Raw genomic sequence first — 14,726 nt, 5'->3', positions numbered from 1 at the left:
CGCGGCGCCCCGCCACGGGTCACACATCATGAACACCAGCACCCGCTACCAGGTCCACATCAGCCGTGAAGGCCAGCTCCACCTCGACAACGAGCCGCAGGTCGTCCCCTACGGAGTCGACCCCTCGCAGGTCGTCGTCCAGGTCCTCCACATCGAGGCCGCCGGCAGCGGCCAGCCGGTCCTCGTCCAGGTCCAGGACGAGCGCACCGCATCCCGCTTCGACATGCAGGTCATGCCCGACGGCACCACTCAGGCCGCAGGCACTCCGCCCGCGGCCCCGCAACCGGCGCCTATCCCGACGGGGCAGCCGCCGAGCAGCCTCTTCGACCGGCTCGCCGCCGCACAGGCCGCAGGCCGCGCACACGACTTCGACACCGCCATAGCCGCGGCCGACGACATCCTGCAGCAGCTCACCGCGGAGCAGGGCGAGACGGCCTCCGCGACCCTCGAGGCGGCACAGTTCCGAGCTGACCTGGCTTACCTGAGCGGCGAGTTCGCCTTCGCCACCGCCTCGTGGATCTGGCTCGCCCTCGCCTGGTTCGACCGCCTCGGACCGGGCAAGCGGCGCACCCAGATCGCGGCGCAGAACGCTGCCCAGGCATGGATGCACCTTCCCCCGCAGGAGGCCGGCCCTCTCGCCTCCGACCTGGTCAACATGCTCATGGAAGTGACCGCGCCTGAGAGGACCGTAACCATCCGCGCTCAGATCGCCGAGCGGCTCGGGTAACCCACCAACTAGCAAGGCTGTCAAGGCCTGACGAGCCTTGACAGCCTTGCAATATCATCAGACTGCTACAGTCCTCTGTCACGAGCACAACAACTTTTGTATGCGCAAGGGCTCGACGGCAGAGGAGGCAGGACTAACCATGTGGCGCCCGATGGTGTTCTTCCAGGCGGTCCTTGGGCTCGGCGTCGTCGTCATGTCCCTGGTCAGCGGCCTGATGGTGGTCCGCCACGACGGACCGAGCGTCGAGCTGGCACAGTCTGTTGGCCTGCTCGTTCTGCTCCTCGGCCTGCTTCTGGTCACCGGGCGCCGGATGACCGGGCGATGGTTCAGGTGGTCGCGCCGCTGACGCCAGCCCTTCCGACGGCGGTAGACGGACCAGCCCCGCTCCACCACCGCGCATGCCCGACGGAGCCCCGCCCCACGGCGGGGCTCCGTCATTCCGGCCGTCGCTCATACCGGTGGCATCGGGACCGTGGCCGTGTGCACCGTGAGCGAGGCGCGTACGCGGTCAGGGCAGTGGGCGCGGCACCGTCGCGTCATCCGAGAATGGGCCGGTCAATGTGCCGGTGCTCGGTCTCAACGCAGTAGCCGAAGGGCCCGCAACAGGGTGGCGAGTTCCTCGGCGACGACAACCGAGCGGTGCCGGCCTCCACCACACAGGACATGGATGTCGACCCGGAGGTGGCCGGGCAGAGCCAGCAGCGCCGTGGCGCGGTTGAGGCTGCGCTCGATGAGCCGGTCGGCCCCCGGGGTGGCCAGGACGTAGGTGCGCACGTCGGGGTCGAGGCCGTTGGCGCGCAGCTCCTTGCCCGGACGGTGGGGTCCTCCGGAGGGTTGCGCAGAGAGCGGGCATCGACGTGGAGAGCGTTGCCACGAGGGGCGTCGTGATGGCCGTCGCCGTAGCTGGTGATGACGGACCGGATCAGGGCAGGCGAGGGTTGGGCGTATTCGCCGGCGGGAGTCATGAACCAAGTCTCAGGGCCGTAGACGCGGGAGGGGCAGGCCCAACCGGTTGTTGCCCATTGCCAACCGAACGCTGCTGGTCAGCCCTCGAGTTGCATGTCGAGCGGTCCCGGGCGGCCGCCGGAATGGTTGCTCCGGCAGGTGTGGGCAGGCGCCGGAACAAAAAGAGAGACCAGCCATACCTGCACCCGTGAAGGCGCAGAATTACACATGCCCAACTCGTCGGATGAGCTCTGGAGATGGCTGGTCTCGAGATCCAGTTAAGCACACATTCCGCGCCGGCGGTCAAGCCGGTAATGCCCACCCCCACGCGATGGGGTCCCACCGACGTTCTGCCCAAGGCCACCCGCGAGCCTGATTCCCGCAGAGTGGGACGCGCCACGAAGAATCCGCGCGCATCGCACTCACCCCTTGGACCACACCCCGGATTCGGCTTGTTGGCCGGTGGATCACGACGCAGTCTGCCTGGAGTCCACCGTCCTCGTCCGAATGGAGCCGACCATGGCCGAGCCCGGCAGCCCCACAGTCACCTGGGCTGAACGCATGGAGCTCCTCAAGGACTCGGCGCAGCAGAGGGTCTTGAACGCGCCGATGCCGCCTGCCGCCATGGAGCAACTCATCGCCGATGAGAAGGCCGACGTGCTCGGTCGGTTCGAGGACAGCCCGGTGCGCTACATGGGCCGATGGTGGCGGCACAACGAAGAGGGCTGGGTGGCACTCGATGAAGCCGCATCCGCTCAACTCGACCTCCACGCCAAGCGCTACCGGGCCGCCACCGCGGCGGCCGGCGCACCTTCCGAAGCGGACGCCGAGCTGGGCGAGATACCGCCAGCCCAGCCTGAGGCGGGGGCAGCGTGAACAACGCACAGTACGGGGCGCCGCAGCACGAGCTCAACGTCCTCAGCAGCCTGCTGCGCGATGGCTCCGCGGCGTACCAACTCGTCGATTGGAACCGCGGCGGCGGACCCCAGTACTGGCTCAGGCCCGACCACTTCCAGACGACCTGGCTCGGCGACGCCTACGAAGCACTGCTGCCCGATGGGCTCGCCGACATCGAGCAGCGGCTCCAGGTCTACCCGGGCGCCGATCGGGCACAGGTCGCCGCCGACGCCCTTACCGCCAGGATGATGACCCTCTACCAGCAGCGCGCCGCGGCGGGTGACGCCAACGCACAGTGGGCCGTCAACCAGGCGTACTACACCCACTCAGAGTTCTGGGCGGGCCTCCACGGCACCTTCCGCCATCTGGCGCAACCCACCTGGCCAGCAAACCCCGAGCACGCCCGTCACGACGCCTACGTCACCGCCCGCGCCGCCCAGCACTCCTCCACCACCGACAACGTCCCATTCGAACTGACCCGCCCACGGGGCTACGACGGTGACGCGCGCTCTCGAGAACTGGCGGTCATCGGCGCGATCCTCAGCAACCCGACACGAGCCCAGCAATTCCGGTACTCCCCACAGAGCCCCGACGCATCACCCTACTGGCTCCAGCCCGAGGACTTCGGCGACCCCGCGACCGCCGAGATCTGGGACGCCCTCGTCACCGGCCCGGACCCCGCCATCGCGCTGCCGGCGGCAACCGACCCCAACCTCACACCGCAACAGCGGGCCACCGCAATGATCCAGCACATCACCACACGTCTGACCTACAACGACCACCACCGCTCCACCGGCGACCCGGCAGCCCAGGCCCGCCTGGACGCCAACGTCAACCAGGCCATCGGCGCCTGGCTGGCCTACGCGAGCTCCCCGGACTTCCGGCCAGATCCCAACGCTCCGGACTTCCGCCCGAACCCCGACCACGCCGCCCAGTACGCGGTCACCTTCATCCTCGAGCCGAGCATTCCCGCCGCCGTCGAGGACCTGGCAGGCCGCGTCCGTAACTATGGACTGTCTGACGCCTCCCTGGGCCAGATCGGCCTTGAGCTCAGCACGACGGAGTACGCCCTGGACCAACTCGCCGAGCGTCTCGACAACGCGCCTCGCACCCTCGCTGGCTACAGCACACCGGACCAGACCGCAAAGCCCGCACCCGAGCAGCGCGAGGAACAACCGAGCTACACCTCCCTGCCCACCGAACGCCGAGTCCTGATCTCTCTCATGCAGGATCCAAGCCAGCTGCACCAGGACGGCCCCACCCGCTCCCTCGCCGAACAGGACTTCACCCAACCCGAGCACCGCTACCTCTTCAAAGCTATTCAGTCGCTGCCTCCGGATGCCGCCCAGGACCGCTGGCTGCTGAACAACCAGGCCCAGCAACTGGCCCGTTATGACGGATCCCCACCGCTGGACTTCCAGGAGCTCGGCAACATCGGGCTAGCGGCGCGCACACTGAAAGTCGCCCCCGCCGACCAGGGGGCCGGCCACCTCGTCACCATGACGGTCCGCCGCACCGCACGCGACGCCAGCACTGCGGTCGAGGCGGCCGCGAAGGAGACGCTCGACCCACGCGCCCTCATCGACCACAGCCGCGAGCAGCTCCAGCAGGCAACCCGCGAGGCACTGCGCTACCACGAGCAGTCCGTTCCACAGCCCACCCCCTACAACGCCCAGCAGGCGAACGTCGCGTGACCGCGACCGCCGCAACCAACGGAGCGTCCCGTGGCTGCTGACGAACCCGCTACCCCAGGGGCGGGCGAATCCGCCCGCCCCCCGGGGGACAACGTCCACAAGGCCATCGCCTGGTTCGCCCAGGACCGTTCCCGCACCCGCCAGAGCATCGAACACCCCGGGGGTGTGATCGCCCCAGGACGGCTCCTCGAATCAGCCCTCTTCGATGTCCAGGTCAACAGACTCCTGGACGGGCGGGCCTCCGAGCAGGCCCAGGCCCTCGTCGACGCCCAGACCGATTGGCTCATTCGGCAAATGCCAGCCAACCACCAGCCACTCTCCCTGGACAGCGCACAACAGGCAGGCCGGGCCTGGGGCATCCTGATCACCTCCGACACCGATGTCCTGCCCGACCAGGACGTGCTCGCCGAGGTGAGTAAGCGCACCAAGATCACCGTGCGCGCGGCCGAGGAGATTCGCCACCAGGCCCGGAGCACCAGTGCCGCCTACAACCGGGCTGACCTGCTCATCCCGTACGACAACGCCCCGGACGAGGTCCTCATAGCCGACTGGAACCGGCTCGCCGCCTGCGGCCCCGAGCTCCCCGAGGCAGCCGAACGCGCCCAGGACGTCCTGGAACTGCTCACCGCCCGAATCACCGGTACCGACGACCACGACTGGATGGAGGCCACCGCGCAGCACGCCGCGCAGGTCTACGCCAGCGTCATCCGCGCACAGCCACTCCTGGCCGTCGCCGCCGCGGTGATCCCCAGCCGCAACCACCCCGACGCCGAAGCCGAACAGGCCCGCCTGGTCGAGCTCGCCCAGCAAGGCCACCTCGCCACCGCCGCTACCGCGGCCGCCCGCGCACGGGCGGTTCAGGAGTGGGGCGCACCGGACGGCGCGGCTGCACCAGACAGGATCAGAACCGTGGGGGCGGCGGCTCCCGGGGCGCGCACCCTGCGCGACCTGAACGAGACGCTGGCGACCTTCGCCCCGGCCCTCGGCCCGGCCGCCTTCACCGCACTGGATCCCCAGCGCGTCGCCCAGATCGTCGACGTGATCGGTCAGCTGTCCGCCAGGATGAAAACAGTCCTCCGCACGGCCAACACGCTGCCGTCGGCATCCCGCGAACAGCCCACCCCACAGCACCAGCAGCCGCCCAACCCCGGCCAGAACCCCAGAGGCGCTCCCCCCAGGGCCGCGCCCTGAGCGGCGCGGCCACGGCCCCGGAATCCGAGGAGGCGCGACTGGTGCAACAGAGCCTTCGGCAGCTCAGCACCAATAGGACTTCGCGTCATCTGCGACACCACCCGGAGAGTGCGGGGCGTCGGCCCGCCACTGGGGATCGCCGCCGCCAGAGGTATCAGCAGCAGGTGCGGCCACGATCCGACGGATGCCGGGCATGGAGTCATCCGGCCCGAACAAGACCTCATCCCGCGTTCCTCCTACCCACGCGTTCCAGCAGGTAATGATCAGGCCAAGCTGGTGGGCAGAGGCCTGCCTCCCGCGCGCCCCGGCGCCGTGAGCCAGGAACCAGGCGTGCACGTCCCAGCGCGGATCTTCACACTCAAGATGACGTGCGGCGATCAGCCCCTGGAGAAAATCGGCCGCCAGCGGGCGGACACCGGACGCGGCCTGAGTGATCAGACAGGCGATCGCGAGCGAAGCGGGCGGGGTGGACCCGAGTCCGCTGCGTGCCCTCCGAACGGCTGCCTCGCGCTCATCGCACCCGCTGGATGTGGGTCCGGAAAGCGCCCCTCAGCGGCCTTGCGGCACTAATCGACACAGCTCCTACGGTCTAGTCACCAGGCGCCCTAGCGATCTTGGTCGAGCCCCAACGGGATCCCTCGACTGGCCAGTTGCGCCGCCACCAGACCCCAGGAGAGCTTCCATGCTGGTGAAATACGTGATGCCCCATGTCCGCCGTATTGCCGCAATCACCACAACGATCCGCACGGCGATGACCCGCTGGTTCGACCGCAGGGCCTCGCCGTCCACCGAATTGCCGCCGCACCGCGAACTCCACCAGGCCACCCGGTTCTGGCCGGCCGAGGCGGCCGGCTACGACGGAGAGGACACCCTTCCTGCACTCGAAGAGAGAGGCGTCCTCGTCTTCATCTACTTCGACTCTGATGCCTCCGAACTCCAGTTCAGCATCGACCTCGACACCGTCGACCCGCGCCTCGCTCGCCACGACGGCACCGTCCCGATGCACATCACCGTCCAGGGCGACACCGTCTTCCGTGCCTGAATCGGAAGCAACAACTGGCGCTCCCAGCCGCTGGCCGGCTCACGCCCCTTGCCCCACCAGTCCTTCAGCAGGCCGCCGACCCGCAGCCCTCACACATGCTGCGGACCCGCCACACATCGAATACCGAGAGGATCTACCCAACATGCGCACCTTCCCCCTCGCCTGGAGGGACAAGTCACACCGCACCGAAGAGGCGTTTTCCGGAAACTGGCCCGGTGCCTTGTTCAGCCTCAGCCCTTCGATCACACGAGGCGAAGGGTTCTCCCTCACCACCCGCCTCCCCGCACGTATCCCCCAGCACGGCCTCTTCCCGACGAAGGAGGAAGCGAAGAGCACCGCGCAACGCCTCTTCAACTGGTTCGTCACCAGCATCGCACCCACCACCCACCCGACCGCGCCCGCGCTCACCTTCGCCGCGGTCCTGAGAGCCCTCGCACCGCAGCCGCTCACCGGAGGCGGCCTGCCGACCGACGCCACCCACCACCGCCTCACCGCCGAGCTGAGCGGCAACGGGACGCCCCACCGGGAGACTGGTGACTCAGCCGGACAGTACGTCGTGGTGGACCTCCCTGGATCCCACGTCATGCACTTCCACAACCCGCTCGGCCCCGACTACGGGTATGACTGGGACGTCACCGACGCCGAAGCGCGGCAGCTCCTCACCGGAACGGTGCGGCTTGGAGCGGCCGACACGGCCCACCGCATTCGCACCCTCCTGAACATCCTGGGCTGAGGGTAACCACCCGTCCGGTTCAAGCCCCAGGACGAGCCCGTCCCGTCTCACGCGCTCCGCCAGCGCCTACCGCTCGGGCCCGCACGAACGTGCGGGCCCGAGCGCTGTCCCACACGGCGCCCACGGGCTCTCGCTCCACCAACCGCCGCCAGACCGCGCCCCGCGCGGGCGCCCGGCGGCACAGCTGCGCCGCTTGGCAGGCACCCTTCGACTGTGCGCTCCACCGGGCCGCCGCACCGAGGCGCGCTCGTCATCACCGATCGACGACAGGAGCCCCATGTCTTCGCAGTCCCCTGCAACCATTTGACTGACCTGCGAGGGGCGACGATTCTCCTTTGAATAACCGGTAGCCATCAAGGGGGACGTGATGAGCGGCAACGAGCGGGTGCACGGCAAGGACGACTTTGGCTGGGGCGCGGCTCCGTCCGGCGGCGCGCTGCGCGAGCGGATCGAGATCATCCGATGACCGACACTGAGCACTTGGCCGACGACACTACGCATTCCGACGATCCGGGAGTCGACGCGGATGCGACGGAGGCCACCGACCGCACCCAGCGCCCGGGGCCCCCGCAGGTCGACTTCCCACCCGTACGCAATGGCATCGACTACCTGACCAGCGTGATCGAGCTTCTGGATGCAACGCAGCCCTCAGCTCGCGACCTGAAGTACGCCGTGCTGCACCTCCAGGCGGCCACCGAGGTGCTGCTCAAGGCCCGGCTTCAGACCGAGCACTGGAGCCTGATCTTCACTGAGCCGCTCAACGCCACCCGCGAGAAGTTCATCAGCGGCGACTTTGTCAGTTGCACCGTCGAGGAGACCATCGATCGCCTGCAACGGCTCGCCGGTGTCCGTTTCGAGCCCAAGCACCTCAGGGCCATCAAGAACCTGACCCAGGACCGCAACAAGCTCCAGCACTACGGGCTCACCCACAACGCCCTGGCGATCGAAGGCCGCGCCGCTGAGGTGCTGCATTTCCTCTTGGACTTCGTCCACCTGGATCTGTCCCGGCACATCGACAGGGAGGAGTGGGAGCGGATGGACATGGAGCTCAGCATGGTCCGGAGGGGCCTGGGGCGTATGGGGAAGTTCGTCACCACCCGGATGAACGACCTCAAGGACGAAATCGCCGAAGTCGCTGATCACATCGTCCAGTGCCCAGACTGCGACCAGTGGGCTGCCATTGTTCTTCACGGCAGCCGGTGCGCGTTCTGCCATCAGGTGCACGATGACGCCGCATTCGCGGCGTCCTGGTACCAACGCGCTCGGGAAGAGATCCAGGGCGAAGACTGGACGTACCAAAACGACTGCCCCGACTGCGGGGCAGAGCACGCTTTCATCGGGCCGGTCTTCTTTGAGTCAGCCCGCGACCAGCCTCGGTTCGCCTGCTTTCACTGCCAGTTCACCGCTGCCACCGCCCTCTGCACGCGCTGTGCCCGCCCCTTTCCCGCCATCGGCAGCCGGAGCGAATGCGGCACCTGCATGCCGCCATCACCGGCCGTGACCACCCCGAGGAGCAGCCCCTGACAGCCAGGGCAGGACACGATCGTCACGCGCCACAGCCAGCTTCGGCGAGCGAGGGCCGTGGGGCCGCCCGCCCGTTGAGTGTTCGGCCCGGCTTGCCCCGTCAAGGGCGCCTCCGGCGTCGCTGACGCGAGCGCCGCGCCCACCATGCCGGCCCTGGTGACGGTCCGACTGAGGTGCGAGGACGGAGACGGCCTCCGGCCGGGAGGCTCACGATCGGGGGCCGTATGCGCAGCGGCCACTCAGCCCCCAGAGCGTCCGGGCTACGCGAGCGGGGCGTTGGCGCCTCGGCCGCGCCGAAGGCGAGGCGGTCCAGGAGCTCCGCACGGCGGCCCTCGCCGTGGCCGACGAACCAGAGGCGGAGGCGGAGCCGGAGCAACAGCCGGAGGAGAGCGTGTTGTTCTGAACAACACCACCGGCCGGGCCGCGCGCCACCCCAGGGGACGCCCTGCCCGCAGGCCTTGCAGGGCTAACCCCGACGCGGCCCACGGTCAGCGTGCTCGCTCACCGAAGCCGCACGCGTCGTCCGTGAGCGAGCCTGCCTCTGCCCCGCACCCGAGATGAGTCCAGCCCATGCCTCAGCTCTCCACCCTGCCCACCGCCGCCGAGCTCGACCGGCAGGTGCACCGCTTGTACGCCGTCGCCCGCCGTGCACGCACCATCGCCGGCATCCTGGCCCACCCACAGGCAACCGGTGACGGCGTCACCTACGCTTCCGCCCGCATCCCGCGAGCACTGTCGGCAGCCCGGCGTCTGCTGGCCCTCCCCGGCGTCGCCGACCACGAAGAGACGCCCTACGCCCTCTCCTTCCTTAAGGAAGCCGAGCACCAGCTCAACGCCCCGTCGACCAAGCTGCTGCGCCTCGCCGCCGCAGCCCGGCAAGCAGCTGCTCGAGCCGATGACGCCGACGACGATCTCCGCGTGGTCGTCTTCCAGCACATCGAAGGGCGCTGCCGCTTCCTGATCGACGCCGCCACGGTCGCACCGGTCCTCGGCCGACGAGGCTGGACCGACCGCGAGCACCAGGCCAGCGACGCGCTCCAGCAGCAGGCCGCTCGGTGGGGACTGACCGATGACGCCGACGACGTACGTCCCACGCCGCCGACCGTGCCCGCGTACCTGTCCCAGCAGGCCGCCGAACGAGCCGCCGCCCGTGCTCGGTGCGCCGCCGGGATCCGCTGCACCGAGCCCACCTGCCTAGCCTACGGAGCTGTCAAGGTCACGTACCTGGGCGACAGCTGGCTGTGCGCGGACTGCATCAAAGCCACGAACACCCAGTTGGAGGCCGAAGGCCGTGCTCCCGAGACCATCCGTCCCGTCCCCGGAGGCACCCCTGAGCGCGGCCGCTACACCGTCACGCTCTACAACGCCATCGGCAAGGGCGCTCGATCGGTGAAGTGCTCGACCCCGCAGCGCGCACAGTTCATCGCAGAGACCGTACGCCCCTTCAACAACACCGGCTACACGATCCACGCCACCGCACCGGCCGCGAACTGAGCGCCACAACCGCCACTTGGGCCTTCCCCGCCATCCGGCGCGGGCGGGCCCAAGGGGCCTTGTCGTCTCCCGACCCTCAGCCCCGCCTGCCACAGGCGCTCCGCCTCTCGCGCCAGGCCGGACCGCCCCAGCACGCGCTTGCGCCCCTTGCCCGCCGCCATCCCACGCTGCGCCGGCGGCCGGTCCACCGAACCGGCCCCTGACCGAGAGGCCACGCCATGGGATGGTTGTTCTACCGACGCGATAAGAACGCCGAAACCAACGAAGAGCACTTCGCGAAGAAGCTCGACGACCGTTACAAGATCATCGCGCGCGGCACCGTTGAAGGCGTCTTCTACGCCGCCGTCCGCGACCAGATCACCAGCGAAGTCACCGCGTTCATTGCCCTGACCCGCTGGACCAAAGATCCGGACTTCAACTTCGGCTACAAGGACATGGATGAGAACTGTGGTCCTGGCGATCATAAGGCGCCCAAGTCGGTGCTCAACGCACTGACCCCGACCACGAACGAGTCCGCACTCGCCTGGCGCGCGCAGTGCCGTGCCCACCACGCGCAACGCGATTTTCTGCGCCGCTACTTGAGGCCGGGCACCCAGGTCCGCCTCACCCGCACCCTGACGTTCACCAACGGCACCCGCAGCGACACCTTCACCTATGCCCGACGCGACCGAGCCCCCGGCTTCCTGGTCCTCGGCCGCAGCCGATGCCGCATTCCGAACTGGCGTGACAGCGTCGCTGCCCTCATCACCCCAGACCACCAGGAGGTCCTCACCCCGGTCGGCCAGCAGCAGACCAACCAGCCGACCACCGCCACCGAGAGCGCCCTGTTTGCCGCCTGAAACCGCCTTATAGGCCCGCTCTCTCCGCCACTGTCCGGCCGCTCGGCCCCGCCCCGCCAGGGGCGAGGCCGAGCGCATGGCCATGTTCTGCCAGCAGCAACTGGACGCCACCGCGGCGGTTGCGGAGCTAAGCCCTACCTCGCGCACGGTCCACCCTGCCGCCCCGCCCCTTTGTGGAGCGGCTCCTTCTGGCCCACCGGCCGACAGGATCACACTTCGGGAAGGACTCCGCGTGTTCACGACGCACGACGCCCTCCACCAGGAGCTCACCGCCACCGGCACCTTCAGCGGCTTCTACACCGCGCTCATGGCCTCTGAACCGCCCCTGGCCATTCGATCGCACACCGACTCGGAATTCGGCCTGGTGTTCTTTGAGCAGAGCCCCCGCCATCGCAACAGCCCGATCAGAGGCTCCATCACCTTCAACACCGACTCTGGCGCCGTCATCATCGCCGCCGACGGCTACAACGCTCCTCGCTGGCTTACGGCACTGGAGCGCCTCACCACCCCGACGGCCACGTGGTCCTGGCAGCCCGCCAGCGACCACAAGCTGGGCACCCTCGAGGGCGTGCTTCGGCTCGGACCGAGCGTCACCGCCGAGACCCGCCTCGGCGGCTCCCCCCAGGGCTATGCCGCCGATGCAGCCCTCGCGGTCATCCCTGCCGACCGCGAACACTGCGAGCCGGTCTGGGCTCTGGCAGTGGCCGCCGTGGGCGTCCTGGTGACCGAGGACCCCGCCTACCGTTCTCCCGTCCTGCCGGCTCCCGACCTCAGCACGCTCACCGGCCCTGCCACCAACTACCCGGCCGCCGTCGCCACCGTCGCGGAAGCCCTCGCGCTCCTGGACGAGAACGTGGACTTCGGCACCGCTCGCGACCACGATCCGATCTGGCCGACCGTGGCCGAAGGCGCGGCCGTCCGAGCCCTGCGTGACCTCCGAGACGCGCTCATCAACGCCATCCCCCTCCAGCAGTCTGAGCAGCTCGATCCTGAGCCCGACACCGCGGACGCCGACGAGCGCGGCGGTACACGGGCGTAGCCGCCCACGGGGCCCTCGGCGTCGCATTCGCGGAGCCGAGGGCCCTCCTCGCGCTTTGTGGGCACCGCAGCCGACAGCCACGGGGCGCTCGTCCCGTCCAGGAAACGCGAGTGGTTGCGTCGGTAACCGCGCGCCCGGCCACGGTCCCTCCCAGCCGCATCACAGCGGCCCCGAAGACCCAGCTGAAGGGCTTTCCCGTGGGCTACACCCTCAACCGAGACCGTACGAAGCACTCCGGGACCAGCACGATTCCCACCGACCGCACGCCCCTCGCGTCCATGACTGCTGACGAACTGGACACCCTAGCAGCAGCACTCGACACCGCCCGCGCGCTCGTGGACGACATCCGCAACGAGCGCAGTCCCGAATCCCACTGCGGACAATGGGACCACCCCGGCCACCACTGGACGCGCTACGGGCGCTCCCGCTACTGCTGGGGCGACGGCCCCTTCGTCGACCGTGAGGTGTACGGCAGGTGCGGCGCCGACTGGCCGCATCCCAGCCATGACCTGGGAAATCACCTCCGGCCCTGCCCCGGCGTCCCGGTTGACCGCGCAGTCCCGCAGTCACCCACGGGACGAAACACCACTACCTGACCGACGGCACCCGCCGCACCCGTGCCCACCGGCCGGGCTGGCGGGTGCCGCGTGTCTCGCTACTCCTACCCCCGGACCCCGGCCCCGTGGCCCATACGCGGGGAGCCTCAACGGCCGGTCCTCACAGCCCGATCCGCCAGTGCCCGCCCCGCGGTTGCTGCCCTAGCCCCGCAGCAGCCGAGAGTCACGTCAGCCGGAACACCCCTGCATGAAGCGGCACACAGTCCTCCGTACCCCCACCGAACCGAGGGCCGGGGCGGCAATGTCCCACGGGCACTGCGTAGTCCGGCGTCCGAACCCCACCTCACGCTGCACCAGGGAGGCCCCGTACATGCCCACTTCAGTACCGACGTCGAGCCACGAGGTTGCGACCCAGGCTCTTGACCGAGCAGTCATGATCAGCACTCGTCGGGAACGCAACTTCACGCCCGAGCTCGTCACCGCGACGCTCCATGCCGCTGACGAATCGGTCGTCATCGAGGGCAGCCCCCGCGGCCCCCGCATTCCGGCACCCGGCTTCTTCGAGCTACCGCTGTCCACCTACGTGTTCGCAGGGGAGATCACGGGGTACTACGCGGCGACGGACCTGGGCACCTTCCTGTCTGCCTTTGCGAAAGCCCTCGAACAGGCAGCGACCAGCACCGACCCCCGCGTCGTCCTCGCGATCCACGCCGAGGTTCTCGGAAATGACATCGCCGACGCCTACGCCTGGCGCTACGACGTCCACACCCAGGACTTCATCCCCCTCGCGCCCCCTGAGGCCGCGAACTACCTCCACGAGGACACTCATGTCCTGACCTACCCCCTGGAGAAGGCCCCCTTCGCGACCGTGCCCACCCTCTGGGCTGCTCCTGAGAACCCGCCCAAGAGTAGCCCGGCGTAGGGACGGTTGCCTCCCTTGCCGGCTGCTGGGCCACGTTGCGGCCCCCGCACGGCGGCAGGAAGGCCCAAGGTCCTTCCTGCCCCTCTTGCGGGGGATCTCACCCCACGCAACCGAGAGGTCTACATGTCAGAGCACACCCGAACCAGTCGACAGCCGCCGTCGCACCACCGATGTGTGGACGAGCCGCCGGTTCTACCATCCCGCCAAGTTCCGCGAGGGTGTGCCCGACTGGGTACAGGCCCTGGTCGAGCGGGTCCTCCCCGATCAGCCCCCGCCCCGCGCGCCGCGTGATCTCCCTCCCCGACCAGCCGAAGCCCAAGGCTCCGCAGCCCCCGGCGGCTCGCCGGCGGGTTGCGGGCCTTGGCCGCCTGCTTGAGAACCTCCGGTTGCCGCAGACGTACGCCACTGGCTCCCGGCCGGACCGCTATGCCCACCGCTTACGCCCGCCGCTCCTTTCCCTCAGCCCGACACACCCCCAAGCGAGGGGGCTTGTTCAGCCGCCCGGCCCGCGCGGGCCGGGCGGTCACCGGACGGAAACCACGTATGCCAAGCAGAAGGAGAAGCCACATGGCCACCGACCAGCGCCGCGCATTCGCGGCCGAGATCGCCAACCTTGCCAGGAAGTACAAGGGCGCCATCAGGGCCCAGGCCACCACGAAGAATGGGTACACCGTCCTCTTCACCGGCATGTGGGGTGAGGACGTCGGCGCCATCGTCATCACCGACCCGGACGGCCATGAGGTCCGCCGTGCCGACGGCTGGAAAGTCGCCAAGACCGCCGAGGTCGCCGAGTTCCTCTGGGACGTGATGCAGCGGGACAAGGCCCGGGCCGCCGAGCGCGAGCGCCTCGCGGGCCTCAAATCCGTGAGCATCACATCAGCGGATGCCACCGGTCGGGTGTCCAGCAGGGACACCAGCAGGTACCACCTCACGCCTGGTCAGCTTGTCGAGCTGCTCACGCTGGCCGAGCAGATGGCCGCCGCGAACGAGTCTGCGCCCCGTTGACGCTTCTGACCATCAGCGCCGCACTCGCTCTGGAAGCGTCCGTCACATCTGACCTTCGCGCCCCGTCGCCTGTGCTGGTTCGGGGCCCACCCCCCTGGGGGTGGGCCCTTCGCGTCC

Annotated in this window: 15 protein-coding genes; 14 read left to right on the top strand and 1 reads right to left on the bottom strand. The window is 69.2% G+C overall.

Going from position 1 to position 14,726, the window contains the following annotated elements; all coding sequences use genetic code 11:
* Window positions 1-28 precede the first annotated feature (28 nt).
* Together ACGRHY_RS27495 and ACGRHY_RS27490 are read left to right on the top strand one after the other, a co-directional pair.
* A complete protein-coding gene (locus tag ACGRHY_RS27495) occupies window positions 29-727 on the top strand; it encodes a hypothetical protein (protein WP_394638355.1) in 699 nt (232 codons plus the stop codon).
* Window positions 728-866: 139 nt separating this feature from the next.
* Window positions 867-1,073 (top strand): hypothetical protein, encoded by a 207-nt coding sequence (locus tag ACGRHY_RS27490; RefSeq protein ID WP_394638354.1) that lies wholly within the window; start codon window positions 867-869, stop codon window positions 1,071-1,073.
* Between the two features lie 230 nt (window positions 1,074-1,303).
* On the opposite strand, the gene ACGRHY_RS27485 is transcribed toward ACGRHY_RS27490, so the two are convergent.
* Complete coding sequence (locus ACGRHY_RS27485; RefSeq protein ID WP_394638353.1) at window positions 1,304-1,501, bottom strand: RapZ C-terminal domain-containing protein; 198 nt, start codon at window positions 1,499-1,501, stop codon at window positions 1,304-1,306.
* 690 nt (window positions 1,502-2,191) lie between these two features.
* Here ACGRHY_RS27485 and ACGRHY_RS27480 point away from each other — a divergent pair.
* The 12 genes from ACGRHY_RS27480 to ACGRHY_RS27425 all read left to right on the top strand — a co-directional run bounded on the left by ACGRHY_RS27480 (window position 2,192) and on the right by ACGRHY_RS27425 (window position 14,609).
* Window positions 2,192-2,548, top strand: a complete 357-nt coding sequence (locus tag ACGRHY_RS27480; RefSeq protein WP_394638352.1) for a hypothetical protein — start codon at window positions 2,192-2,194, stop codon at window positions 2,546-2,548.
* Window positions 2,545-4,263, top strand: a complete 1,719-nt coding sequence (locus tag ACGRHY_RS27475; RefSeq protein ID WP_394638351.1) for a DnaB-like helicase N-terminal domain-containing protein — start codon at window positions 2,545-2,547, stop codon at window positions 4,261-4,263. The genes ACGRHY_RS27480 and ACGRHY_RS27475 overlap by 4 nt, the downstream gene beginning before the upstream one ends.
* A 30-nt stretch (window positions 4,264-4,293) precedes the next feature.
* Window positions 4,294-5,454, top strand: a complete 1,161-nt coding sequence (locus ACGRHY_RS27470; protein ID WP_394638350.1) for a hypothetical protein — start codon at window positions 4,294-4,296, stop codon at window positions 5,452-5,454.
* A 682-nt stretch (window positions 5,455-6,136) separates the two neighbouring features.
* Window positions 6,137-6,496 carry a hypothetical protein gene (locus ACGRHY_RS27465; protein ID WP_394638349.1) on the top strand — a complete coding sequence of 120 codons (360 nt, stop codon included), beginning with the start codon at window positions 6,137-6,139 and terminating at the stop codon, window positions 6,494-6,496.
* Between the two features lie 142 nt (window positions 6,497-6,638).
* Window positions 6,639-7,229 (top strand): hypothetical protein, encoded by a 591-nt coding sequence (locus tag ACGRHY_RS27460; protein WP_394638348.1) that lies wholly within the window; start codon window positions 6,639-6,641, stop codon window positions 7,227-7,229.
* A 462-nt stretch (window positions 7,230-7,691) separates the two neighbouring features.
* Complete coding sequence (locus ACGRHY_RS27455) at window positions 7,692-8,753, top strand: hypothetical protein (protein WP_394638347.1); 1,062 nt, start codon at window positions 7,692-7,694, stop codon at window positions 8,751-8,753.
* Window positions 8,754-9,323: 570 nt separating this feature from the next.
* Window positions 9,324-10,247, top strand: a complete 924-nt coding sequence (locus tag ACGRHY_RS27450; RefSeq protein WP_394638346.1) for a hypothetical protein — start codon at window positions 9,324-9,326, stop codon at window positions 10,245-10,247.
* Between the two features lie 218 nt (window positions 10,248-10,465).
* Complete coding sequence (locus ACGRHY_RS27445) at window positions 10,466-11,086, top strand: DUF6927 domain-containing protein (protein ID WP_394638345.1); 621 nt, start codon at window positions 10,466-10,468, stop codon at window positions 11,084-11,086.
* Window positions 11,087-11,318: 232 nt separating this feature from the next.
* Window positions 11,319-12,125 (top strand): hypothetical protein, encoded by an 807-nt coding sequence (locus tag ACGRHY_RS27440; RefSeq protein WP_394638344.1) that lies wholly within the window; start codon window positions 11,319-11,321, stop codon window positions 12,123-12,125.
* A 278-nt stretch (window positions 12,126-12,403) separates the two neighbouring features.
* The gene (locus ACGRHY_RS27435) at window positions 12,404-12,721 is read left to right on the top strand and encodes a hypothetical protein (RefSeq protein ID WP_394638343.1); all 318 of its coding nucleotides are present in this window, start codon (window positions 12,404-12,406) and stop codon (window positions 12,719-12,721) included.
* Window positions 12,722-13,115: 394 nt separating this feature from the next.
* The gene (locus ACGRHY_RS27430; RefSeq protein ID WP_394638342.1) at window positions 13,116-13,604 is read left to right on the top strand and encodes a hypothetical protein; all 489 of its coding nucleotides are present in this window, start codon (window positions 13,116-13,118) and stop codon (window positions 13,602-13,604) included.
* Window positions 13,605-14,171: 567 nt separating this feature from the next.
* A complete protein-coding gene (locus ACGRHY_RS27425) occupies window positions 14,172-14,609 on the top strand; it encodes a hypothetical protein (RefSeq protein ID WP_394638341.1) in 438 nt (145 codons plus the stop codon).
* Window positions 14,610-14,726: the final 117 nt, after the last annotated feature.

Source organism: Streptomyces shinuiensis, from assembly GCF_043660855.1.
Taxonomy (GTDB): domain Bacteria; phylum Actinomycetota; class Actinomycetes; order Streptomycetales; family Streptomycetaceae; genus Streptomyces.
This window is presented reverse-complemented; position numbering and strand designations above follow the sequence as displayed.